The organism is Shewanella sp. UCD-FRSSP16_17, assembly GCF_001675935.1.
Classification (GTDB): domain Bacteria; phylum Pseudomonadota; class Gammaproteobacteria; order Enterobacterales; family Shewanellaceae; genus Shewanella; species Shewanella japonica.
In genome coordinates, this window is sequence record NZ_LZFV01000024.1 from 319,020 (window position 1) to 341,903 (window position 22,884).

At 41.3% G+C, this 22,884-nt stretch carries 24 protein-coding genes; 9 read left to right on the plus strand and 15 right to left on the minus strand.

Annotated elements, in window-relative coordinates:
• Positions 1-57: 57 nt before the first annotated feature.
• Positions 58-693: a cAMP-activated global transcriptional regulator CRP gene (crp, locus tag A9267_RS12910; protein ID WP_055024942.1), complete on the minus strand. Its 636-nt coding sequence runs from the start codon at positions 691-693 to the stop codon at positions 58-60.
• A 378-nt stretch (positions 694-1,071) separates the two neighbouring features.
• Between crp and A9267_RS12915 the strand changes: the two genes are divergently transcribed.
• Both A9267_RS12915 and A9267_RS12920 read left to right on the plus strand, forming a co-directional pair.
• Positions 1,072-1,863 carry a tetratricopeptide repeat protein gene (locus tag A9267_RS12915; RefSeq protein ID WP_065109443.1) on the plus strand — a complete coding sequence of 264 codons (792 nt, stop codon included), beginning with the start codon at positions 1,072-1,074 and terminating at the stop codon, positions 1,861-1,863.
• A gap of 254 nt (positions 1,864-2,117) precedes the next feature.
• The gene (locus A9267_RS12920; RefSeq protein WP_065109444.1) at positions 2,118-2,537 is read left to right on the plus strand and encodes a hypothetical protein; all 420 of its coding nucleotides are present in this window, start codon (positions 2,118-2,120) and stop codon (positions 2,535-2,537) included.
• Between the two features lie 228 nt (positions 2,538-2,765).
• On the opposite strand, the gene A9267_RS12925 is transcribed toward A9267_RS12920, so the two are convergent.
• The 3 genes from A9267_RS12925 to A9267_RS12935 form a co-directional block, all read right to left on the minus strand.
• The gene (locus A9267_RS12925; RefSeq protein ID WP_055024939.1) at positions 2,766-3,641 is read right to left on the minus strand and encodes a phosphoribulokinase; all 876 of its coding nucleotides are present in this window, start codon (positions 3,639-3,641) and stop codon (positions 2,766-2,768) included.
• A gap of 256 nt (positions 3,642-3,897) precedes the next feature.
• Positions 3,898-4,152: a YheU family protein gene (locus A9267_RS12930; RefSeq protein WP_055024938.1), complete on the minus strand. Its 255-nt coding sequence runs from the start codon at positions 4,150-4,152 to the stop codon at positions 3,898-3,900.
• Between the two features lie 4 nt (positions 4,153-4,156).
• A complete protein-coding gene (locus A9267_RS12935) occupies positions 4,157-5,119 on the minus strand; it encodes a hydrolase (RefSeq protein ID WP_065109445.1) in 963 nt (320 codons plus the stop codon).
• A gap of 180 nt (positions 5,120-5,299) precedes the next feature.
• Between A9267_RS12935 and A9267_RS12940 the strand changes: the two genes are divergently transcribed.
• From A9267_RS12940 to arsJ, 5 genes are all read left to right on the plus strand, one after another.
• Positions 5,300-5,800 carry a hypothetical protein gene (locus A9267_RS12940; RefSeq protein ID WP_055024936.1) on the plus strand — a complete coding sequence of 167 codons (501 nt, stop codon included), beginning with the start codon at positions 5,300-5,302 and terminating at the stop codon, positions 5,798-5,800.
• A 45-nt stretch (positions 5,801-5,845) separates the two neighbouring features.
• On the plus strand, positions 5,846-7,435 hold the full coding sequence (locus tag A9267_RS12945) for a GMC family oxidoreductase (RefSeq protein WP_065109446.1): 1,590 nt from the start codon (positions 5,846-5,848) through the stop codon (positions 7,433-7,435).
• A 239-nt stretch (positions 7,436-7,674) separates the two neighbouring features.
• Positions 7,675-8,013: a metalloregulator ArsR/SmtB family transcription factor gene (locus A9267_RS12950; protein WP_065109447.1), complete on the plus strand. Its 339-nt coding sequence runs from the start codon at positions 7,675-7,677 to the stop codon at positions 8,011-8,013.
• 91 nt (positions 8,014-8,104) lie between these two features.
• On the plus strand, positions 8,105-9,121 hold the full coding sequence (locus A9267_RS12955; protein WP_065109448.1) for an ArsJ-associated glyceraldehyde-3-phosphate dehydrogenase: 1,017 nt from the start codon (positions 8,105-8,107) through the stop codon (positions 9,119-9,121).
• 47 nt (positions 9,122-9,168) lie between these two features.
• Positions 9,169-10,404 (plus strand): organoarsenical effux MFS transporter ArsJ, encoded by a 1,236-nt coding sequence (gene arsJ, locus A9267_RS12960; RefSeq protein ID WP_443018797.1) that lies wholly within the window; start codon positions 9,169-9,171, stop codon positions 10,402-10,404.
• A gap of 83 nt (positions 10,405-10,487) precedes the next feature.
• Here arsJ and A9267_RS12965 read toward each other — a convergent pair whose 3' ends face one another.
• Positions 10,488-10,946 carry a DUF2390 domain-containing protein gene (locus A9267_RS12965; protein ID WP_065109450.1) on the minus strand — a complete coding sequence of 153 codons (459 nt, stop codon included), beginning with the start codon at positions 10,944-10,946 and terminating at the stop codon, positions 10,488-10,490.
• Positions 10,947-11,099: 153 nt separating this feature from the next.
• Complete coding sequence (locus A9267_RS12970; protein ID WP_065109451.1) at positions 11,100-13,007, minus strand: ABC transporter ATP-binding protein; 1,908 nt, start codon at positions 13,005-13,007, stop codon at positions 11,100-11,102.
• 151 nt (positions 13,008-13,158) lie between these two features.
• Between A9267_RS12970 and A9267_RS12975 the strand changes: the two genes are divergently transcribed.
• Positions 13,159-13,356 carry a YheV family putative zinc ribbon protein gene (locus tag A9267_RS12975; protein WP_065109452.1) on the plus strand — a complete coding sequence of 66 codons (198 nt, stop codon included), beginning with the start codon at positions 13,159-13,161 and terminating at the stop codon, positions 13,354-13,356.
• 60 nt (positions 13,357-13,416) lie between these two features.
• On the opposite strand, the gene A9267_RS12980 is transcribed toward A9267_RS12975, so the two are convergent.
• From A9267_RS12980 to sfsA, 8 genes are all read right to left on the minus strand, one after another.
• Positions 13,417-13,953: a hypothetical protein gene (locus tag A9267_RS12980; RefSeq protein WP_065109453.1), complete on the minus strand. Its 537-nt coding sequence runs from the start codon at positions 13,951-13,953 to the stop codon at positions 13,417-13,419.
• Between the two features lie 288 nt (positions 13,954-14,241).
• A complete protein-coding gene (gene panC, locus A9267_RS12985) occupies positions 14,242-15,087 on the minus strand; it encodes a pantoate--beta-alanine ligase (protein WP_065109454.1) in 846 nt (281 codons plus the stop codon).
• Between the two features lie 35 nt (positions 15,088-15,122).
• Positions 15,123-15,917, minus strand: coding sequence for a 3-methyl-2-oxobutanoate hydroxymethyltransferase (gene panB / locus A9267_RS12990; protein WP_065109455.1), 795 nt, complete (start codon positions 15,915-15,917; stop codon positions 15,123-15,125).
• Between the two features lie 65 nt (positions 15,918-15,982).
• On the minus strand, positions 15,983-16,462 hold the full coding sequence (gene folK, locus A9267_RS12995) for a 2-amino-4-hydroxy-6-hydroxymethyldihydropteridine diphosphokinase (RefSeq protein WP_065109456.1): 480 nt from the start codon (positions 16,460-16,462) through the stop codon (positions 15,983-15,985).
• A 2-nt stretch (positions 16,463-16,464) separates the two neighbouring features.
• The gene (gene pcnB / locus A9267_RS13000; protein ID WP_225442104.1) at positions 16,465-17,808 is read right to left on the minus strand and encodes a polynucleotide adenylyltransferase PcnB; all 1,344 of its coding nucleotides are present in this window, start codon (positions 17,806-17,808) and stop codon (positions 16,465-16,467) included.
• A gap of 186 nt (positions 17,809-17,994) precedes the next feature.
• Positions 17,995-18,867: a tRNA glutamyl-Q(34) synthetase GluQRS gene (gene gluQRS / locus A9267_RS13005; RefSeq protein WP_065109457.1), complete on the minus strand. Its 873-nt coding sequence runs from the start codon at positions 18,865-18,867 to the stop codon at positions 17,995-17,997.
• 240 nt (positions 18,868-19,107) lie between these two features.
• The gene (dksA, locus tag A9267_RS13010; protein WP_055024924.1) at positions 19,108-19,551 is read right to left on the minus strand and encodes an RNA polymerase-binding protein DksA; all 444 of its coding nucleotides are present in this window, start codon (positions 19,549-19,551) and stop codon (positions 19,108-19,110) included.
• 118 nt (positions 19,552-19,669) lie between these two features.
• Entirely contained in the window at positions 19,670-20,374 is a 705-nt protein-coding gene (gene sfsA, locus A9267_RS13015; RefSeq protein WP_055024923.1) for a DNA/RNA nuclease SfsA, read from the minus strand.
• A gap of 381 nt (positions 20,375-20,755) precedes the next feature.
• On the opposite strand from sfsA, the gene pepB reads away from it, so the two are divergent.
• The gene (gene pepB / locus A9267_RS13020; protein ID WP_065109458.1) at positions 20,756-22,030 is read left to right on the plus strand and encodes an aminopeptidase PepB; all 1,275 of its coding nucleotides are present in this window, start codon (positions 20,756-20,758) and stop codon (positions 22,028-22,030) included.
• Between the two features lie 104 nt (positions 22,031-22,134).
• Here the strand turns inward: pepB and thpR are convergent, their stop codons facing one another.
• Complete coding sequence (thpR, locus tag A9267_RS13025; RefSeq protein ID WP_065109459.1) at positions 22,135-22,686, minus strand: RNA 2',3'-cyclic phosphodiesterase; 552 nt, start codon at positions 22,684-22,686, stop codon at positions 22,135-22,137.
• Positions 22,687-22,884 lie beyond the last annotated feature (198 nt).

Here is a 22,884-nt window from a genome sequence, read left to right on the forward strand (position 1 = left end):
TTAGATTTACTAATTATCACTTTAATTAATCACCCTTAAATCAAGCTGAAGCTTAACTTAACGTGTTCCGTAAACCACTATAGTTTTACCGTGAGCCTGAATAAGATTTTGTTCTTCAAGCATTTTTAAGATACGGCCAACAGTTTCACGTGAACAACCAACAATCTGACCAATCTCTTGACGAGTGATCTTGATTTGCATGCCGTCTGGGTGAGTCATTGCATCTGGCTGTTTAGCAAGATGTAATAAAGTCTGTGCAATGCGTCCTGCAACGTCTAGGAAGGCTAAGTCACCCACTTTTTGGCTAGTGCTTTGTAAGCGGTAAGCCATTTGAGCGGTCAACTTCATTAGAATCTCAGGGTTAACCTGAATTAACTGCTTGAATTTCTTGTAAGAAATTTCAGCAATTTCACAAGGTTGTTTTGCACGAACCCAAGCAGTACGTTCTGCTTGCTCTTCGAATAAACCTAATTCACCAATGAAGTCACCTTGATTAAGGTAAGAAAGGATCATTTCTTTTCCTTCTTCATCTTTAATCAATACTGCGACTGAACCTTTCACGATGTAGTAAAGGGTATCAGATTCTTCACCTGCGTGGATCAAGGTGCTTTTCGCTGGGTATTTATGGATGTGACAGTGTGAAAGAAACCACTCCAAAGTTGGATCAGGTTTAGGCTTGCCAATCAGAGCCATGTGTATTTCCTCGATTGATAAAATGAAAGTAAGGACTAGCTAATAAAGTAATTGTACTTGACTTATGTTTACAAAACTTTGATGAAGATCGAGTTTAACATTATGAAAAATGCTGCCAGTACACTATTTAACTTATTAAATTTAAAATTTATTTTTGCTACATTAGCTAACGATGTTCATCTAATTTAGTGCGGCTTAAATTATTTATCAAGTCATCTAAGCTGTTTTATTGATAAAGTTATCCTGTTTTTTGTTCCTATGTTTGAGTCATTTACAATATTTTGCACTTAGAATTCACTTTCCATTGTTGTAAAAACCGCAATTGATAGTTATTGTTAATTCGATTATCAAAGTGAAATCGATGTCGTAGAGGTTGAAGTGAAATATTCTCAGAAGCTAGTCAATCTAGGTTTAGCATGTTCGTTATTGTTCAGTGGCGCTGCTGTATTACCTGCCCATGCTTTTTCTATACCTGCTTCGCTTGAATCACAAGCTGCTAGCAAGTTGGTACATATTCAATTACGTGCTGCAGACGGAAATGCAGATGCGCAGTTCTTACTGGGCTTGATGAGCTTGGCTGGGCGATTTGTTGATCAAGATACCAGCCAAGGCCTGTATTGGGTTGAGCAAGCTGCATTACAAGATCATATTAAAGCACAACAAACGATTGCAGATTTATCCTTTGAAGGAAACTTATTACCCCGTGACTTGGCTGTTGCTGAAAAGTGGTACCAAGTCCTTGCTGAGCAAGGTGATTCGCGAGCACATTTTCGTCTAGGCTTTATTTACTCTGCTGGTGGCGATGGTGTTGAGCGTAATTGCGGCAGAGCATTAGAGCAATTTACCCAAGTAGGCGATGCTATAGCACTGGGAAATGTGGCTTGGATTTTAGCAACGTGTCCTGAAGAGCAATACCGAGACGGTTCACGTGCTGTGGAGCTGTCGTTACAATTACTTGAAAATAACTCTGAAGATCCTACTAATTTAGATAATCTCGCTGCGGCATATGCTGAGTTAGGCGAATTTGAACTTGCTGTGGATACACAGCAAAAAGCTATTGAAGCATTAGAGAAAAATCCAACGGTGGCCCAAAGTGATGAATTTATTATGCGTTTAGAGCAATATCGTCAAAAACAAGCCTATCGTGAAATTATCCCACTGATGAATTAAATTAAGCTGCACGAGTTCGAAAGCGATTGATTATCAGTGAGGGCATAGGCTCAACACTCCAACTCTCTTTCAGTACATGATGAATTAAACGACCTAAGGGTCGTTTTTTGTATCTGGTGCTAATTAGGTGTCACTCCAAATGTGTACTTAGCAATTTTCCTCTGCTTTGAATCATTATTATCTATGATTAAGGCTGCACTTGTTTTAACTAAACTGGTTTTGATTGTCCTGCACGAAATCGTTAAGGAGTTGGAATGCCAAATAATATGAAGCTTTATCAACTCACCGTTATTTTCAGTGTGCTGTTTTCGCTTATGGGGTTTTCTTACAATGTATGGCGGATGGAAATAACAGAGAATAATAGTAATGTCAGAACGGCTTGTTTTGAGATGCTATTAGAACTTGCTGAAGTTCAACAGTTAGTATACGCAGCACATTATGACAATAACTTAGAACAAGGAAATCCACGTGTAGGCTGGGTTAAGGTTGGACTTATTGCTGATTTAAGTAGCCTAACCAATCAAGCGGTTGCGAAGGAGTCTGTCGAATTAACTCAAGTTTGGTCAACTCAGTGGCATTCAATGCACGATGATGAACAAGCAGCCAGTCAAATTGTAGAGCAGGTAGATAATGTCCGTGAAGAAATTAAACGCTTATTAGCATCATTAGATTAGGTTTCGTGTAAATTTTGTATAGTCGAGCGTGAAGAGGGTTTGCTGATATGCCCAAGTGCGCTAACAGATAAAGATGGGGGAATTAACACCCATGAGCACATCAACTATCGTTCTTTCGCCTGAAATCCCGATAGCCAGAATGATAAGGGCTATGGCTTAAATCAAGCTTAACAGCAACAACTTATTTACTCATTTCAATATTAGACTTTACCATTGAAACAGAGAGTACTATTCATTCTCGGCTGTCTTCTTGTTCATTAAGTCTTTAATTAGCGGGGTTAAAATCAGCTCCATAGCTAATGACATTTTGCCACCTGGCACGACTAAAGTATTCACTCGTGACATAAATGCCCCTTCAATCATGCTTAAGTAATACGGGAAGTCGACATTATTTATATCGCGAAAACGAATAACGACAAAGCTTTCGTCTAAGCTTGGGATATCTTTTGCGCTGAACGGATTAGAGGTGTCTACCGTGGGTACACGTTGAAAGTTAATATGCGTACGAGAAAACTGCGGCGTCATATGTTTAATGTAATCGTCCATGCTGCGGACAATAGACCCCATGACTTTTTCACGGCTATGACCTCGATCAGAGGTGTCTCGAATGATCTTTTGAATCCACTCGAGATTGACGATTGGCACCATGCCAATCAATAAGTCCACATGTTTGGCAACATCAGCATCCTCTGTGACAACACCACCATGTAGTCCTTCGTAATACAGCATGTCGGTGTTTTCTGGTAACGGGTGCCATTGGGTAAATGTACCAGGCATTTGATTGAATGGGACTGCTTCATCAAATGTGTGAAGGTAACTACGTGTTTGTCCTTGACCTGTTTCAGCATAACTTTGAAAGCACTCTTCAAGTTTGACGAAATTATTGGCTTCTGGCCCAAAGTAACTGATATTACGATTTTCAGCTTGAGATTTGCGGATCAATACTTCCATTTCTGCACGGGTGAAATTATGAAAGCTATCGCCTTCAATAAAAGCAGCATTAATGCCCAATTGACGAAAGATGTGGGTAAATGCAGTCGTGGTCGTGGTTGTGCCAGCGCCTGAAGAGCCTGTAACAGCAATAATGGGATGTTTTGTGGACATTTATCCTACCTAGATCAAACGTGAAAATTAGTTAAAGTTCTGAGACAGTTTACGTGTTGTCGATCTGCTCATCGTTAACACTTTCATGATTAAACTCGAAGAAAAACAGACTCTATTTATACGGGCTGAAACCTTTTAGGTCAATATTATACCAATCAAAATGAATATCTAAGCAGTCGCTAATGTATATATTTTGAGCCACTGTTATGATTTATCTAAGGTTTAAATTGCAAAGACATACTGAGCATGGCGAAGTTTAATCAAAGTCCGCCGTAGGGTAAATAATCTGATCTTTATGTCTTATAGCGATTGATTCATCATCCTCGCTGTATTCGACTTTTAATTCACCTTGTTTCAGTGACTGTTTGCATTTTTCAATGGCCAACTGAATTTGGTCATCATCTAATTGACCGAATGACCCATCCTCTACCTGAGTGAATAAATACTCTTTTATGAGGTTGTTGAGCGTATCTGGTGGTAACTGTTGTAAGGCTTCGAAAGGGATTAGCATAGGGTTAACTCGTCATAAAAGAGATGATTCTGGATTCTAAATAGTACTTAGGTTTCCACGGTGTGCCGCCACAAATAAAACCGACGTGACCACCGTGATGATGAAGCTCGTATTCTACATGCTTTGATAATTCGTCCTCAGAAGGGATCACTGCATCAGTCATAAAGGGGTCGTCTTTAGCGTGAATAATCAATGTGGGCTTTTGAACATGCTGCAAAAATGGCTTACCGCTAGCACGTTGATAATAGTCAAATACATCATTAAAGCCATGCAGAGGCGCAGTGACTTTGTCATCAAATAAATGAAATGTGGTTAATTTATCAATTTCATTAGCAGTCACTGGCATGGAACTCGTTAAGTGTTGTTGAGTGAGTTTGTCCTGCATTTTTTGTTGTAACTGCTTGATTAAATGTTGCTGGTAAACTGTTGAAAATCCACTTTCTAGTTTTTTAGCACAAGCTGCTAAACATAAAGGCGCAGAAACAATAACTGTTTTGTCTAATTGGCTTTGATGACCATGCTCACCTTGATATTTAGCTAATACATTTCCACCCAAACTGTATCCTACTGCTAATAATGGTGAATCAGGGTAGTGACGTTTTAATTGGGATAGCGTGAAGTGAATATCTTGAGTATCACCGCTGTGATAGCTCCTAGCTAAACGGTTTGGGGTACCTGAGCAGCTGCGATGGTGATGCACAACAGCACACAATTGATGATCATTGGCCGTTTGCAACATTCTGCGGACATAATGTGAGTCACTACTGCCTTCTAAACCATGCAAAATAACTAAAATCGGCTTGCCATTAACCGGTGTCGCTAACCAGTCTAAATCAATAAAATCGCCATCAGGTAACTCTTGTCTTTGACGTTTTAACTCTGGTTTGTCCACTTTGGTGAATACAGGTAAAATCGTTTGAATATGGGAGCTTACGGCCCACCAAGGTGGCATAAAACGCTTTTTCATAGGGTTATTTTATATACAGTGGTTTGTTAATATTCAAACGTGTGTTTAAATGTTGATTGAGTTCACTTTAGCATAGTTGCTTTTAAGGCAACAGATTTGGCGCGTTTCAATCAAGCCAAGAGCTTTTGAAAATGCGAGTGCACAACTCAGTAGGTAGGCAATGTCAATAAAGGGATGATAATGAAAAGAAGAACCTTTTTAACTGGAGCATTTACTGGTACCGCGGCACTGGCATTAGGCGTGAGCTTGTATACACCAGAAGTGAGTGATAGCCCTGACGACACACACCGTTTGCTATTTAGTGTGCTTATCCCTGTATTTATGGACGGAGCATTACCAGAAGTGGCTAACTATCGAGAGGCATTTTTAAATCGAACCATTAATGCGATTAACCAAACGATTAGCGTGCTACCCACTGAGCAACAACAAGAATTATCTCAGTTATTATCAATGCTTGAGTCTCGCTTTGGCTTGCTGATTTTAACCAGTAGCATCACGCCGCTAATGTTAAGAACCCCGGCTGAGTTAAACGATATGTTAGAACAGTGGCGCCACCACTTTTTAGATATGATGCAGACAGCTTACATAGGGCTGCGCGAATTGATTGTATCGAGCTACTACGCCTGTCCCGAACACTGGGGGCGATTACATTATGCAAAACCCACCTTTCTTGATGCATAACCTATTTGATCGCAACAACAATAACAACAGATCCTGGAGTATCAAATGGCAGCAAATATTGTCGATCCAATCATCACTGGACTAAATGAAGGCTGGCAGCATATTGATGCCAACTTACTGACAGAAGACCAACATTTTGAAGCTGATGTTGTGATTGTTGGTACTGGTGCAGGTGGCGGAACCGCGGCTGAAATTCTTACCGAAGCCGGTTTAAAGGTGATCATGATTGAAGCGGGGCCGCTTAAATCTTCACAAGATTTTGATATGGAAGAGCGCACTGCTTACCCCAACTTATATCAACAAGCAGCAGCGATGAAAACCTCTGATAAAGGCATTGGTATTTTTCAGGGACGCAGTGTTGGCGGCTCAACCACGGTTAACTGGACGACTTCAATTCGAACTCCTGAAAATGCATTGGCTTTTTGGGAGCAAGAAAAATCTGTCAAAGGGCTTTCATCCCAAAGCTTATTGCCTTGGTTTGAAAAGATGGAAGCAAGACTGAATATCAGCGAATGGCAATTCCAGCCCAACTTGAATAACGCTGCATTAAAAGAGGGCTGTGAAAAGCTTGGATGGGAATACACTGTCATTAAACGCAATGTTAAAGGTTGCTGGAATACAGGTTATTGCGGCATGGGGTGTCCAGTCAATGCAAAGCAGTCGATGTTGGTTACAACCATTCCCAGTGCGCTAGCTCATGGTGCAACCTTGATTTCAAATGCTAAGGTTGTTGATTTAGCACATAAAGTGGATAAAGTTGACAGTCTCACTGCCCACTCTTCCAACCGTGGCAGTAAGCTCACCTTTAGTGCAAGACATTATATTTTAAGTGCTGGCGCGATACATACGCCGACAATTTTGATGCGGGCAAAGACTCCAGATCCTCATCAATTACTGGGTAAAACCTTTCTACACCCGACCTTATTATCGGGAAGTATTTTTGACAAACAAATTGATGGCCACAGTGGTGCGCCTCAGTCTATTTATTCTGATGAATTTGTATGGCGCGACGGTGCAGCAGGCGAAATGGGCTATAAATTGGAAGTGCCGCCGATTCATCCTGTGTTAATCGCATCTAAAACTATCGGCTACGGGCGAAGTCATGCAGAGTTAATGACCCACTTTAATAATTTACAGGTCATGATAGCGCTTGTAAGAGATGGCTATTCTGCAGATAGTGTTGGTGGACAAGTTAGGTTAACAGATTCAGGCTTTGCATTAGATTACCCGCTTGAAAAACCATTTTGGGACACAGCAAGACGTGCTTTTGCGACTATGGCTGAATTGCAGTTTGCTGCGGGCGCACAAAAAGTGTTGCCAATAAATGATGGCGTAGGGATGCAATTAAGCTGGAAACAAGCTAAAGAGACCATTGCGACTATGGACATAGGTTTATTAAAAACCATTGTGGCATCCGCTCATGTCATGGGAGGCTGCGCAATGGGAGAAGATAAAAGCATCTCAATGATTAACAGTGAAGGCCAGTCTCATTATTTCGAAAACTTATCAGTTATGGACGGCTCAATGTTCCCAACTAGCTTAGGTGCAAACCCTCAGCTATCGATTTATGGCATTGTTGCAAGAAATGCTACTTTATTGGCCGAACGATTGAAGCCGACAACGCCTAGTGTATAAATGAGCTATTTCATGTGAATAAAAACCGATGCCATTGCGTCGGTTTTTTTATACCAAAACAATGAGTTAATTTGATGCTTTTTAACTTAGGTTATCAAACCATTTTTATCTAGCGAAAAATACGTATATGGAATTGTACATATATGCTTATCCATATATATTGTCGGCATATTATTTGATTTAACTGTGCGGCTTTTATCATGCATTTCTAGGATATGAGCCAAGTGGAGAGAGTGTTTATGCAACCCAATGTCTTTTTTAAATGCCTAGCTGATGAAACTCGCCTACGCAGTTTACTCCTTATTTCTGTTAATCATGAACTGTGTGTGTGTGAGTTAATGGCCGCATTAAATGACAGTCAGCCGAAGATTTCTCGCCATCTCGCTCAGCTACGAAAAGAAGAACTGCTTGTTGATAGACGTCAAGGTAAATGGGTTTATTACCGAGTCAATCCTCAACTACCGCAATGGATACAAACGATGATTGCTCAAACTGCTGAGTCTAATAGTGAATTTATTGCCAATGATGTAAAGCGATTGGCCGAGATGCCTAATCGACCTAATGAAATGTGCTGCTAACCTTGCTTAACGCACATGCAGCACAATGACAAATACACTGGGCTGTAAACCAACACGACAAATTACGATGAATGAATTAAGAAGGTGACTTATGACAATTAAAGTAGGAATTAACGGTTTTGGCCGTATGGGACGTTTATCTTTTCGTGCTGCGTTTGATTGGGAAGATGTTGAGTTTATCCAGATTAACGATCCTGCTGGTAATGCTGCGACGTTAGCGCATCTGGTTAACTTTGATTCTGTCCATGGTCGCTGGGAACATGAAGCTATCGCCAATGATAATGTCATTGAGGTTAATGGTCATAAAATCACTTGTACAGCGAATAAAGCGATTGCAGATACCGATTGGTCTAATTGTGATGTGGTGATTGAAGCATCAGGTGTGATGAAGACCAAAGCAAAATTACAAGCTTATTTAGATCAAGGTGTAAAACGTGTTGTGGTTACTGCTCCAGTAAAAGAAGACGGTGTGTTAAATGTCGTTATGGGCGTAAACCATCAAGATTACGATCAAGCTATCCATCCGATTGTTACTGCTGCATCATGTACTACAAACTGTTTAGCACCAGTGGTTAAAGTGATTCATGAATCACTTGGGATTGTGCATGGTTCAATGACAACGATTCATGACATTACAAACACCCAAACAATCCTTGATGCACCCCATAAAGATTTACGTCGTGCAAGAGCGTGTGGCATGAACCTTATTCCAACAACAACGGGATCGGCTACGGCAATCACTCATATTTTCCCTGAATTAAAAGGGCGCTTAAATGGTCACGCTATTCGTGTGCCATTAGCCAATGCTTCAATTACAGATTGTGTGTTTGAAGTGAGCCGAAATACCACGGAAGCGGAAGTTAACGCATTATTGAGTGAGGCTGCAGCAGGCCCACTAGCGGGGGTGCTGGGTTATGAAACAAGACCACTTGTGTCTATTGATTATAAAACTGATCCTCGTTCAGCAGTTATTGATGCTCCATCGACCATGGTGGTAAATGGTACTCAAGTAAAATTATACGTGTGGTACGACAATGAATGGGGCTATGCAAACCGCACCGCAGAGTTAATGCGTTTAGTGGGTTTACAAGATAAAGCTAACTCCTAGTCAATTTGGAAGCGGATAGAGTAAATAGGGTTATTGCGATGTCTTTTATGACTAAATTGGCAAATTTGCCTAGTGAAATAAAACAATACTTAATTGTGACCGGCAACTATTGGGCGTTTACATTAACTGATGGCGCCTTGCGGATGCTGGTGGTGCTGCACTTTCATGGGCTAGGGTATAGCCCGATTGAAATTGCGATGTTGTTTTTGTTTTATGAAATTTTTGGTGTTGTGACTAACCTAGTGGGTGGCTGGTTAGGTGCGAGGGTAGGATTAAATCGCACCATGAATATCGGCCTTGGTATGCAAGTGATTGCATTATCAATGCTACTCGTTCCTAACGAATGGTTAACTGTCGTCTGGGTGATGGCAGCGCAAGCTCTATCTGGTATTGCAAAAGACCTGAATAAAATGAGTGCTAAAAGCGCCATTAAAACACTCGTACCAGCTGGAGCGGAAAGTAAGCTTTATCAGTGGGTCGCCATTTTAACAGGTTCTAAAAATGCCTTAAAAGGAGTCGGATTCTTTTTAGGTGGTGCATTATTGAGTCTATTTGGTTTCCAAGTTGCCATTTTGATTATGGCGCTGGCATTGTTGTTGGTATGGTTCTTCAGTGTTGTTAGTTTAAAAAGTGAAATGGGTAAGGCCACAGCTAAGCCGAAATTTACTGAGATTTTTTCTAAAAGTAGCACGATAAACTACCTTTCTGCCGCAAGATTATTCTTGTTCTCTGCTAGAGATGTTTGGTTTGTCGTAGCCTTGCCAGTGTATTTAGCCAGTCAGTTTAATTGGGATCATTGGTATGTCGGAGGGTTTTTAGCGACATGGGTTATCGGTTATGGCGCTGTGCAATCTTTTGCTCCTTACTTTACTGGTAAAAAGCAAGGCAAGGTGCCGGATGGTAAAAGCGCATTTGTTTGGGCTGGGATATTAGCTGTTATTCCTGGATTGATTGCTTTGGCTTTAGTATCAGACTGGCATAGCCAAACAGTATTGATCGGTGGTTTATTGATTTTTGGCGGCTTGTTTGCGGTTAATTCGTCGATGCATAGCTATTTAATTGTCAGCTATGCAGATCAAGACGGCGTGTCTCTCGATGTCGGTTTTTATTACATGGCAAATGCCATGGGTAGACTGATAGGCACATTGTTGTCTGGTTGGGTGTTTCAGCAATACGGTTTAGAAGCGTGCCTGTGGATTTCAAGTGGATTTATTGCGTTGGCTGCAGTGATTTCATTGAAGCTACCACAACATCAACCTATGACACAAAAACCTAATCGTTAAGATGGTAAAGCTAAGAATTTAGGCTAGATATCTTTAATAAACATTTTGCTGGTTATTGAGACGCGATAACCAGCAAAATGATGTTAAGCAGATTGCTGACCGGTAAAGTAGTCAGCATCAATACCAAATAAACACAAATAATTGTCCGTGTTATAGGTGTCATTGTCATTGTTAACAACCACGCTAACACCTTCTGCTTCAAACTGATTCAGCTTTTTAAGCAACATTTGCTGGGTTTTTCTCTCCATCATGAGCTCGATATCCAACATCTGTTGATACTCCCCCGGTTGCAAATAGGTTTTTGCTAGGCGGCGTAATTTACGATAAGGCGAAACCACTTTGGTATCCCAATCTTCAATAGTTGCAGCTAAGCTTTCCCATTGAGCGAGCGCTAAAGGGTGCTGCTGTTGGTCGAGATATTGAGCGAGTAAAAGGAGATTAATATTGACCTGATAATCGTCTTGCACGCTAATATAGCTTAAACGATGAGTGGCGTAACGGTTATCACAATCACGCCAAAGTAACGAATTAAACTGTTGCACTGGCTATTTCTCCTTAAATATTAGCGTCCATCAATAGGGCTTGTGCCTGTTTACTCTAGCCCTGTTGTAAATTGGTACTCCATTGCTTGAATGACGTTATGTGATTCAAGCGGGGCTGACAGTGTTAACCCCCCAATAATACTGATAACTTAATTAGCTAAGCGTAAATGCTTGTTCAATAACTTCGATTTGCTCTTGTAGCTCTAGCCAAGTCATTTCACTTTCATCCATCGCTTGAGTCAGTTCTGTTCGTTCATTGAGCACTTTCGTCATTTTAGCTTTATTTTCAGCTTCATACAGTGAACCATCTGCCAATTCTGTTTCAAGCTCACTTAAACGACTGGTTATTTTTTGCTGTTGAGTTTCAAGTTTGATTTGTTGCTTACGTAAAGGCGATACCTTTTGTCTCAACTCTGCTTCTAACCGTTTTTGCAGCTTTTTATCGACAGCTGGCTTTACATTATTATCATCTGAAACCGGTTGTGCAGCTTTTGCCGCATCAAGCAGCCATTGATGATAGTCGTCTAAGTCGCCTTGGAATGGTTTAACAGCGCCTTGGTCAACAAGGTAATAATCGCTACAGCTTAACCGTAAAAGATGTCGATCATGTGACACGATGACCATGGCACCTTCAAAAGTTTGTAAGGCCATTGTCAGCGCATGACGCATTTCTAAATCAAGGTGGTTGGTGGGTTCATCTAATAGCAAAACGTTTGGTTTTTGCCAAACTAATAGCGCTAATACCAGGCGGGCTTTTTCACCACCTGAAAATGGCCCGACAGCAGACAAAGCCATATCACCATTAAAGCCAAACCCACCTAAGAAGTTACGTAATTCAAGCTCTTTGGCATTTGGCGCTAACCGCACCATATGTTGCAATGGGCTATCATCCAAACTTAAAAATTCGATTTGATGCTGGGCAAAGTAACCAATATTTAGTCCTGGATTAGGTTGGTATTTACCTGTTTTCGGTGCTAATTCTCCAGTAAGCAGCTTAATTAAGGTCGACTTACCTGCACCATTGCGTCCAAGTAGGCCAATACGAGCCCCTGGCACAAGGTTGAGCTTTACTTCACTTAAAATGGTTTTATCACCGTAACCAATAGAAACATTTTCCATGGTCACTAGCGGATTTGGTAGGGCATCAGGCTCTCTAAATGCCATATGGAACTGACTATCTACTTGAGAAGGCAACAGGTTAGCCATTTTTTCTAAGGCTTTTAAGCGGCTTTGAGCTTGTTTGGCTTTACTGGCTTTATACCTGAAACGATCGACAAAAGATTGCATGTGGGCACGTTCTTTTTGTTGACGTTCAAATGCGGCTTGTTGTTGCGATAGGCGTTCAGCACGAATACGTTCAAAGGCACTGTAATTACCTTTGTAATAGTTAAGCTTTGCATGCTCGACGTGAACAATTTCATCCACAATACCATCAATAAAGTCACGGTCATGACTGATAAGGATCAGTGTGCCTTGATATGCTTTAATCCAACCTTCAAGCCAATACATGGTATCTAAATCTAAGTGGTTGGTAGGTTCATCGAGAAGTAAAAGATCAGAGCGACATAATAAAGCCTGTGCTAAGTTAAGGCGCATACGCCAGCCACCAGAGAAACTTTTTACTGGGCTACTTTGTTCTGTTTCACTAAAACCTAAGCCCGCTAATAATGCCCCCGCTCGTGATCGGATTGCATAGCCACCAATAGCGTCAATTTTGCCATGGATAAGCGCAATGTTATGACCATCATTATCTTCTTGTGCTTGATTAAGTTGAGCCTCAAGTTGTCTAAACTCAACGTCACCATCAAGCACGTATTCTAATGCTGAGACTTCCAATGCAGGCGTTTCTTGCGCTACAGTCGCAATTTGCCAGCCTGCTGGAAGGCTAAAATCACCTTTATCGAGTTGTAAGTTACCTAAAATCAAGGCCAACAATGAAGACTTACCGGTTCCGTTTGCGCCTACTAGGCCAACTTTATGACCAGGGTATACGGTGAGATCGGCGTCATCGAGTAAGGTTTTTGTTCCACGGATGAGCTGGGCTTGACTGATGTTAATCATGAATAGCAACTTGATTGGTGATAAGACAAAAAGTGCAGGGATAATAGCGTAATTGATAGTTTTTTAATACCAGAGCGAGACTGGATTAGTACAACTATGGCAAAATAATGATATTGAATTGATAAATGTGTAGAAGAAAAATAATAAAATTATGACAAAAATTAAGAAACGCTTTGTAGCTGGAGCTAAATGCCCTAAATGTCATGCGCAAGATAGCATTCAGTTATTTAAAGAAAATGGGATTGAAACTGTAGAATGCACAGATTGTGATTATCGTGAGCAACAAACTGAGGTGAAAGTTGCCAAAAAAGCCACAGGTGATGTGATAGGGGTCTTTAAACCTGATTAAGTTTTCAAGATGACAATGCTTAAATGTGAGAAAAGTAAAGGCTAACGGCCTAAGAGTTCGTTAGCCTTCTTCTTTTGCTAGAGCGCCATCATTGGCGCTTTCAGCAAGAATTTTGTTTTTGTGCTCGATGAGCACGATGATGACATGACGGTTATTTTTCATTAACTCATCAAAGCGATGATTAATTTCACCTAAATCTTCCACATAGTCTGGATCATCTTTTTCTTTTTTATGCCAGTAACGATTTCTATCTAGCTTTTGTATTTCGCTTGCACGTAAAATTTCAAAATAGCTATTTTCTTGTTTAAGGCGATACACCTCACTATCGAGCAACTGGATCAGTTTCTCTTTTGAGATGGTTTCTTTTTTCAATAGTGCTTTTAACGGATCTTCTTTTAATACGACTTTGTCAGAATCGACTTCGGTTGTGATACCTAATTCATATTCAATTTTATGCTGACGAAATTCTTTCGGACAGACCGTTTGGCTGAAGGCAATTTTGTTGTCCTTCATACACTTATATATTGTATTTGCAGAGGCAAACGTCGGCCCCATAAATAATACAATCATCAATGTTAGTAGTAGTCTAATTGGCATGCGGCCACATATCCTTTTGATAAACAAATATCCTTTTAACACCTTTTGTTAAAAAATATATCCGTTGCTTACCGCTAGTTGGCCAATGTCCATTGGCTCTAGAAGTTTGTAAATCATTATAGTCGGTTGTAACGATAATGTAGGTATACTTTTTTACTATGGCCTAATTTTAACGAGAAAACCAGTTTTTTGACAGTAGATTTTTTATTGGCACTGAAGAACTTTGCTTTAAATATGTAAGACTTAGTGAAAAATCAGCTAAGTCTTACAGGGCAAGTGGTGAATAGATTAACGTTGGAAAGTGAGGTTATCGATTAATCGTGTGTTGCCAAGGTAGGCGGCAGCTAAGATAACAAGGTGTTTATCATCTGCAGTCGCAATGGCTAAATTGACAGCATTTCTTATTGAAAAGTAATCTATTTTAAAGCCTGCTTGGGTCAACATGTCAGCGGCTACAGCCTCGCTTTCAGTGATTGTTTTACCATCCATAACATGTTGCGCAGCTGCATCCATGGTCCGTTTAATGGTGGCAGCTTGCTGTTTTTGCTCTGTCGTTAGATAGCCATTTCGCGAGCTCATCGCTAAACCTGAGGCTTCACGTATTGTGWCAATGCCTACAATTTCAATCGGTAATGATAAATCTTCAGCCATAGCAGTGATGACCATTAACTGTTGGTAATCTTTACGGCCAAAAACGGCGACATCAGCTTGAACAATATTAAATAACTTACAAACGATAGTAGCGACACCACGGAAATGACCTGGTCGACTTGCACCGCAAAACTCATCACCAATATGAGGGACTTCTACGAAGGTTTGTTGCGCTAACCCTTTAGGATAAATAATGTCTGGTGTGGGGGTGAACAAGAGTTCCGCGCCAGCGGCTACCAATGCTTCACTATCTGCTTGTAACGTTCTTGGATAGGCATCAAGATCTTCGTTTTGACCAAATTGCATAGGATTAACAAAGATTGATACGACCACATGATCCGCACGTTTTAGTGCTTCAGTGACTAAGGTAATGTGACCTTTGTGAAGGTTGCCCATCGTTGGCACAAAGGCAACGGTATCGCCTTGCATGTGCCACTGTTTTACTTGCGCTCTAATTTCAGCAATGTTCGCTGTGGTAATCATTGATATTGACCTATAAACGATTAAAGAGTGCGTTATTAATTAAACGCATGTTCGTCAGCTGGGAATGTACCATTAGCCACTTCTTCAATGTAGGCTCTTACTGCTGCTCGAATTTCACCAGTTTGTTGTAAGTAATTTTTAGAGAACTTAGGGATGTAACCGCTAGAGATCCCAAGTACATCATGCATAACAAGGATCTGACCATCAGTATCACGTCCCGCTCCAATCCCAATGACAGGAATCGTTAGCGCATCAGTGATACGTTTTGCTAGCGCACTAGGGATGCATTCAACAACCAATAACTGAGCGCCAGCAGCTTGTAGTGCTAATGCATCATCGACCATTTGTTGGGCTTTGTCTTCTTCACGACCTTGAATCTTAAAGCCACCAAATACGTGTACTGATTGAGGCGTTAAGCCTAAGTGTGCACAGACTGGAATACCGCGCTCAGTCAGCATTTTCACACTTTCTAGTAGCCATTCACCGCCTTCAAGTTTGACCATGGTTGCCCCTGCTTGCATTAGGATGCTGGCATTGGTCATGGTTTGTTCTGGCGTGGCATAACTCATAAACGGCATATCAGCGATCAGTAACGCTCGTTTGCAACCTCGATTAACACTGGCTGTGTGATACGCAATATCATTGACTGTAACAGGTAGGGTGTCGTTGTGGCCTTGAAGTACCATCCCTAATGAGTCGCCAACCAACAAAACGTCGATGCCTTCATTATCAAATGCGCCGGCAAAGCTCGCATCGTATGCGGTGAGTGCGGTAAATTTCTTACCTTCTTGTTTGAATTTGATAAGGGTTGAGCTAGTGACTTTTGACATAATAAACTCTTAAAAGTTATTCATATTCAAGTTATCGATTTGCGGTGCGTATTGCTAAGTGCTGATTAAAGTTGGACTAATTCAGCCCGCATTTCACTGGTAATTAAGTGTGTTAATTCAGTATTACAAGGCAGTATTAATTGCGGATTAATGTCTGCCAATGGAATGAGTACAAAACTGCGCTGTTTCATGCCGTAGTGGGGGACGGTGAGTCTTGGTGTGTCAATGCACTCTTGCCCATAAAGCAACAAGTCAAGATCCAATGTACGAGGCCCCCAGCGGACTTCTCTGACTCTGCCCTGGGTATTTTCAATATGTTGTAAGGCATCAAGTAAGGCTATGGGAGTCAAGTTCGTGTTAAAGCTTGCTACCCCATTGACATAATCTGGCTGTTCAACATCACCCATAGGCACAGAGCGATATAGCGGCGAGATGGTCACCGCATTATTTTCTGCAATGCTTCTTAAAGCCAGTACCGCATCTTCAAGTTGTTGTACTGGGTCATTAAGGTTTGCGCCTAACGCCACATAGACTGTGGTGCTCATGATTAACCTTTGTTAGTCGGTTTTACTTCAGATGAACCTGAGTTATCTGATTTAGGCTTTGGGCGACGACGTTTGCGCTGATGGGCGTTTCTGTTGCGGCTAGGGCCTTTTTTATTGCTGCTTTTAGCGATGTCAGAGCGCTCTGTTTCATCTGCTTCAACAAATGATTTCCACCAAGTCGCAATTTTCCCTATATTGCCACCTTCAGCTTCACCACGTAACAGCAGTAAGTCATATGCAGCGCGAAACTTAGGGTGCTCAAGCAGTTTAAAGGCACGAGTGCCTTGGCTTCGCTCAAGACGCAGTTGTAATTGCCAAATATCTTTAGCGGGAGTGCTAAATCGACGTGGGATACTGATAGTGCGGCATTGCTGCTCCATCACATCACCCATTGCGGCGACGTGCGCATCGTAATGGCTTAAACCACTTTCTAGGGCAATATCATCAGCACGTTGTTTTAATGGGTACCATAATAACGCTGCATAGAAAAACGCTGGTGTAACAGGTTTGTCTTGGCTAACACGTAAATCGGTATTCGTCATTACAGCATTAAGCATTTTGGCTGTATTGCCGTTTGGCTGCTCTTTTATCAGTGCTGAAATTTGCGGGAATAATGGCTGAAATAAACCGAAATCACGCATCATGTCGTAGTTAGCTTTTGCTTTACCGGCAAAGAATAACTTGAGTACTTCTTCGTACATTCTTGCGGCTGGGATATCTTTTAATAATGGCGCTAATGCGTTAATGGGCTCAGCCGTTTTGGATTCGATACTCATATCGAGTTTTGTCGCAAAACGAACCGCGCGTAGCATTCTGACAGGGTCTTCACGATAACGGGTTTCAGGATCGCCTATCAAACGTATGGTACGGTCATCAAGATCGCGAATACCGCCGCCATAGCTGTGAATAGAGTAATCGCTGATGTCGTAATAAAGTGCATTGATGGTAAAGTCACGACGCTCAGCGTCTTCATCGATTTCGCCATAGACGTTATCACGCAATAAACGGCCTTCAGCATTCGATTTCGAAATCTTGTCATCAGTTTCACCGTGATGACCACGAAACGTTGCCACTTCAATGACGTCACGACCAAACACAATATGCGCTAATCTAAATCGACGACCAACGAGTCGGCTATTACGGAATAATTTTTTGATCTCTTCAGGGGTCGCATTAGTCACGACATCGAAATCTTTTGGTTCCATACCTAATAAAATATCGCGAACACCACCGCCAACTAAGTAAGCTTTATAGCCAGACTTGCTGAGTCGATAAAGTACTTTAAGTGCATTTTCACTGATTTGACGTCGAGAGATTGTATGGGCATCTCTGGTGACAATGTCCAAGCGAAGACCGTCATCTTGAACTTCTGGTTCATTGACAGGAGTGGATTTATTGTCTTCAAACAGTTGTCTGCAGAACTGACTAATACGGCGAAAAATAATACACCTCGAACGATACGATTAATGGTTAGAATTAAATGGTTAAAAATCTGGCGGCTATGATATACCAATTGTAAGCTAATGAGTATATCACTGCGCTATCAGAATCTCAGATACTTGAGGAATATCGGCTATCTTAAATTGTTCGATAGCTTGTTTTAGCATGATATCGACATTATCGATATCAACCTCTGCTTGACCTAAAAAACTCAAGGCGGCGTTAATACTGGCCTGAGGGTGTTTTACATCGATAGCATTCGCATAATTCTGTTTTGATAATTTAAAGCCAGGCTTGGTACAAGCAAGGGGTAAATGCAACCAGCTTGGTGAAGTAAAACCAAGAATATTATTCATACTCAATTGTCTGCAACTGGTTTCTAGCAAATCAGAACCACGAACAATTTCAGTGATCCCTTGAAAAGCATCATCGATGACTACAGCAAGTTGATAGGCAAATAAGCCATCGCTTCGCTTAATAATGAAGTCTTCACCAGCAAAATCATCACCTACGCTAACGTCTCCCATCACAACATCGTGAAATTGACTCACTTTTGCATGATTGCGAATACGAATCGCACCTTGGGTTAACCTAGGTGATAGTGAGCCACAACGACTGTCATAAGTGCCACCCATTAACCCAATTTGTTTACGAGTACATTGGCAATAGTAGGCTTGGTCATTGTTAAGCAATTCATTAATATGCCGTTGATAAACTTCGCTACGATCACGTTGAAATAACGCTGTTTGATCCCAGTGTAAGCCATAAGCTTCAAGTGTTCTGAGTATGTCATCACTCGCACCGGCAACTTCTCTTGGAGGATCAATGTCTTCGATTCTGACTAACCATTGGCCCTGCTGATGTTTTGCTCTTAAAAAACTGCCCAGTGCAGCGATAAGTGAGCCAAAATGTAAAGGGCCAGAAGGGGAAGGGGCAAAGCGGCCAATGTAATCTGGTGAGTTCACGACAAAACCCTTAATTGAAATCGAAATGTTGAACACATTAAGTTAGCAAAATCATTATCAGAAAGGGTATTGAGCCTTTCTTATTGTTGCCCATTATTATTGCTATATATGTTTAGAAGGGCGTTCAGTACAAAATTGATTTTGGCGTGGAAGTCGATAAAAAATACCAAAACAAAGGGCGAGAATAATCTCGCCCTACGATCTGATAAGCTGAATATACAGTTCTCAGTGGTTGCTGTATTAGCCAGCCATTTGCTTTTCTTTGATCTCTGCAAGTGTTTTACAGTCGATACATTGATCAGCAGTTGGACGAGCTTCAAGACGGCGAATACCGATTTCAACGCCACAAGAATCACAGAAGCCGAAATCATCTTCTTCAATTTTTTGCAGTGTTTTTTCAATTTTCTTAATCAGCTTACGTTCTCTGTCACGAGCACGTAATTCTAAACTAAACTCTTCTTCTTGGGCTGCGCGATCAACTGGATCTGGGAAGTTTGCAGCTTCGTCTTGCATATGGTTCAACGTGCGATCAACTTCTTCACGTAACTGGTTACGCCAAGCTTCTAAAATCATTTTAAAATGACCACGTTGCTCTTCACCCATATACTCCTCACCAGCTTTTTCCTGGTAAGGTTCTACACCTGCGATAGCGAGTACGCCGAGTTTTTTGGTGCCTTCAGGCATAACGCATCTCCTGTAATAATTAGCGATTTATGTGCGTCGTAAAATTTATGGCCGCTATCTATAGCAGAAACTCTATAGCGTGGCAAACTATTTGATTAGTATTTTTTTCATTTTTGAACTAAACAATAACTTTGCATGAACGGGTAATGATACTTGAGGTTGCTGAGATTTCAGTTTGATAAGCTAAAACTTCAACGCCGCTATTGACCGCTTGTTTAAGTAATAATGCATATTGTGGATCGATATGCTCTGCCGCTTGAACGAGATTAATGCCTGAATGCTGTACGACAAACAATAACACTGCTCTATGACCTAGACTAACCATATGCATTAGCTCACGCAAATGCTTTTGCCCCCTAGCTGTGACAGAATCAGGAAAATACCCTACTGTTTGCTCTAATAATGTACAACTTTTCACTTCTACATAGCACAGCGGCTGTGTGTCATCACTCAGTAAAATATCAATTCGGCTATTTTCGTCACCGTATTTTACTTCTCGTTTAATGTTGGCGTAACCCGAAAGCTCAGTGATTACACCTGATTTAATTGCCTCTTCGGCTAAGGCATTCGCACGTCCTGTGTTAATACCGATTAAGTGCTGCTCAGGCGTAGCGCTGATTTCCCAAGTATGTGGGTACTTACGCTTAGGGTTGTCAGATGTGGAAAACCAAACGGTTTCACCTGGGAATAAACAGTTTTTCATTGAGCCAGTATTTGGGCAATGAATGGTAATCTCACTACCATCTTCTAGTTTTACATCAGCTAAAAAGCGTTTATAGCGTTTGAGTAACGTTCCTTTTTGTAAAGGTGGGGTAAAGTCCATAAGAAAGTGTGCTCCAGGCAATAAAGGGCTGATTGGGAGTGCTGAGTGATTTGGAGTGAATGCATACTGGCATCATCACTTTCACTTTATTTAGGCAAAGGTTATATCATGGGCTTGTATGACTTCAACTACTATTCAAGGGCGCATAAGTAAGAGCGAATGCTAGGTTGATTTTACTGTGAGTGGCTATTTTTAGCAGTACATTCTTTTTAACAATTAATATTAATCTTTGTGCTGGTTTTAGTCTCGTTTCATTACCGATTTACAGTACACTTAGCCCATTGGAAACAAACGTTACAATGTAAGAACAGCACAACAACGATTAAAAAACTAAACAGCACTAAAAAAGAACAGCACAAGCAGAATAATAAGGACAAAATAATGCAAATAATGACCGTTGCCCTAACACAAGATGCGCCACAAAGCCTTTGGGGCAAAGCAAGTGTGACTTATCAAGGTACTCAAGCGTTAATTCATTTAACTGATTCGGATGTACTTCGCCAGGTACAAATGGCGGCTCGAAAAATTCGCGCTCAAGGTGTTACAAGTGTCCAGCTTGAAGGTGAATTATGGAATATCGACTCACAGTGGGCTTTCTCTCAAGGCTTTACAACGGCAAGAGGCGAGTTTGAAGTACGTTGGTGTGGCGATGAAGCGACTCAAACCACATTAACCCATCGTTTCGAAGCGGCTAGCTTTGCGCGTATGTTAGTCAATGAGACACCAGAAGAGCTGTCACCAGTGGTACTCGCCAATCATGCTGCTAATTGGTTAAAAGCGATTGGTGGTGACAATGTCAGCTACGAAATTGTTGAAGGTCAAGAACTACTTGAAAAGCAGTGGATTGGTTTGCACGCTGTTGGGCGTGGCAGTGAGCGTCCACCTGCAATGTTAGTGTTAGATTTTAATCCGCTTGGTGATGATGCACCTGTTTCGACAGCGTTAGTCGGAAAAGGCATCACATTTGATTCTGGTGGCTACAGTATTAAGCCTTCTGTTGGCATGTTAGACATGAAGTGTGACATGGGCGGTGCAGCAACTGTTACTGCGGCACTGGGCTTGGCAATGAAAGCCGGTTTAAATAAACGCGTTAAGTTGTTCTTATGTTGTGCGGAAAACCTAATTAGTGGCCATGCATATAAATTGGGCGATATTCTGACTTACAAAAATGGCGTCACTGTAGAAGTCGTAAATACTGATGCAGAAGGTCGTCTTGTTTTAGCGGATGGTTTGCAAGCTGCATCAGACACAGGGGCTGAATTGATCATTGATGCTGCTACGCTAACCGGCGCTGCTGTGATGGCAGTGGGTGATAATTATAATGCGATATTCTCGCCACAAACAGAAACCTTACAACGTGTGCAACAAAAAGCTGCTGGCGTTTCTGAAAATGTTTGGCCATTACCGTTAAATGAATGGCACAAAGATATGTGTCCTTCTCCTTTTGCTGACACAGCTAACAGTCGTGCTATGAAAGGTGGTGGAGCAGGTGGTGCATCTAATGCCGCAGGCTTCTTGTGGCGCTTTGTCACGCCGGGAATGAATTGGTTACACATGGATTTAGCCGCGGCTTACTCATCTTCTGATTCAGCGTTATGGAGCGCTGGCGCGACAGGGCATGGTGTACTTACTATTGCCGCTTTGCTAGAAGAGTAAATTCGATAGTGTCGTATTGACGCTAATAAGATAAAAAAGCCGCAATATTGCGGCTTTTTTATTGGGCTTTCATCAAAACTGAACCACTGGAACAGCAGTTGAACTTATGGCGTAAGAGGCCAGTGCTGAATAGGTAGATACTTAACCCCACCAGGCAAATTGAGGGATTCAAATAACGTCAGTTGTGTTGCTGTGACGGTAATCGGTGCCTTTAATAAGAATGGAAAACTTGTTTGCTCACTTGGTAAGGTGCAATGTCTAAATAAGCTTACATGGGGTCGGTAGTCGTGTTGACTTTGCATAAGGCCTAATTCTTTTGCCATATTCTGTAATTGGTTGGCTATGTAAGATAGCTTATCAACAGCCATCCCCTCTGCACAAATTAGCTTAGCTTGTGGCCAATGAGCAATATGGGGCATTGATACGGTAAAAGCATGAAAGGTTTCTGCTTCAATTAAGCGCCCAAGTGCAACCCTATCAGCCAAGCTTGTATTTCCTAAAAAAGCGGCAGTGATATGAAAGTTCTCTTTTGCTACGGTTTTAGCTTTCTGAGCGACTAACGGCTTTATGAAGGTTTGCTGTGCCTTTAACTCATTGGCGATTGAATCACCAACCGAAAAACCGACAAAAGTGCGTTTGTTAACACTTTTAGACATTAGTCCATCCTTATAAATATCTTGAATCAAATTGTATCGCTTGCGGGTCGCTAATGGGGTAATTTAGTTACTAAATACAATTAATTTAATGTAAAAAGTTGTCGTTTTTAATCTAAGATTAATGCAAGCAGCACAAAATCCATTGAATTTATCGAACATGAGGTTGGATAAATCTTAGCAATAATGAGAGCTACATTG

What these genes read in the sequence shown, in the direction of transcription:
- A9267_RS12940 (WP_055024936.1), top strand. Translation starts at nt 5,300, where the DNA reads ATGAAAAGAAGAACCTTTTTAACTGGAGCATTTACTGGTACCGCGGCA.
- crp (WP_055024942.1), bottom strand. Translation starts at nt 693, where the DNA reads ATGGCTCTGATTGGCAAGCCTAAACCTGATCCAACTTTGGAGTGGTTT.
- A9267_RS12935 (WP_065109445.1), bottom strand. Translation starts at nt 5,119, where the DNA reads ATGAAAAAGCGTTTTATGCCACCTTGGTGGGCCGTAAGCTCCCATATT.
- arsJ (WP_443018797.1), top strand. Translation starts at nt 9,169, where the DNA reads ATGACTAAATTGGCAAATTTGCCTAGTGAAATAAAACAATACTTAATT.
- A9267_RS12950 (WP_065109447.1), top strand. Translation starts at nt 7,675, where the DNA reads ATGCAACCCAATGTCTTTTTTAAATGCCTAGCTGATGAAACTCGCCTA.
- dksA (WP_055024924.1), bottom strand. Translation starts at nt 19,551, where the DNA reads ATGCCTGAAGGCACCAAAAAACTCGGCGTACTCGCTATCGCAGGTGTA.
- thpR (WP_065109459.1), bottom strand. Translation starts at nt 22,686, where the DNA reads ATGTCTAAAAGTGTTAACAAACGCACTTTTGTCGGTTTTTCGGTTGGT.
- pepB (WP_065109458.1), top strand. Translation starts at nt 20,756, where the DNA reads ATGCAAATAATGACCGTTGCCCTAACACAAGATGCGCCACAAAGCCTT.
- sfsA (WP_055024923.1), bottom strand. Translation starts at nt 20,374, where the DNA reads ATGGACTTTACCCCACCTTTACAAAAAGGAACGTTACTCAAACGCTAT.
- A9267_RS12945 (WP_065109446.1), top strand. Translation starts at nt 5,846, where the DNA reads ATGGCAGCAAATATTGTCGATCCAATCATCACTGGACTAAATGAAGGC.
- panB (WP_065109455.1), bottom strand. Translation starts at nt 15,917, where the DNA reads ATGTCAAAAGTCACTAGCTCAACCCTTATCAAATTCAAACAAGAAGGT.
- A9267_RS12955 (WP_065109448.1), top strand. Translation starts at nt 8,105, where the DNA reads ATGACAATTAAAGTAGGAATTAACGGTTTTGGCCGTATGGGACGTTTA.
- A9267_RS12980 (WP_065109453.1), bottom strand. Translation starts at nt 13,953, where the DNA reads ATGCCAATTAGACTACTACTAACATTGATGATTGTATTATTTATGGGG.
- A9267_RS12970 (WP_065109451.1), bottom strand. Translation starts at nt 13,007, where the DNA reads ATGATTAACATCAGTCAAGCCCAGCTCATCCGTGGAACAAAAACCTTA.
- A9267_RS12920 (WP_065109444.1), top strand. Translation starts at nt 2,118, where the DNA reads ATGCCAAATAATATGAAGCTTTATCAACTCACCGTTATTTTCAGTGTG.
- A9267_RS12925 (WP_055024939.1), bottom strand. Translation starts at nt 3,641, where the DNA reads ATGTCCACAAAACATCCCATTATTGCTGTTACAGGCTCTTCAGGCGCT.
- A9267_RS12930 (WP_055024938.1), bottom strand. Translation starts at nt 4,152, where the DNA reads ATGCTAATCCCTTTCGAAGCCTTACAACAGTTACCACCAGATACGCTC.
- folK (WP_065109456.1), bottom strand. Translation starts at nt 16,462, where the DNA reads ATGAGCACCACAGTCTATGTGGCGTTAGGCGCAAACCTTAATGACCCA.
- A9267_RS12975 (WP_065109452.1), top strand. Translation starts at nt 13,159, where the DNA reads ATGACAAAAATTAAGAAACGCTTTGTAGCTGGAGCTAAATGCCCTAAA.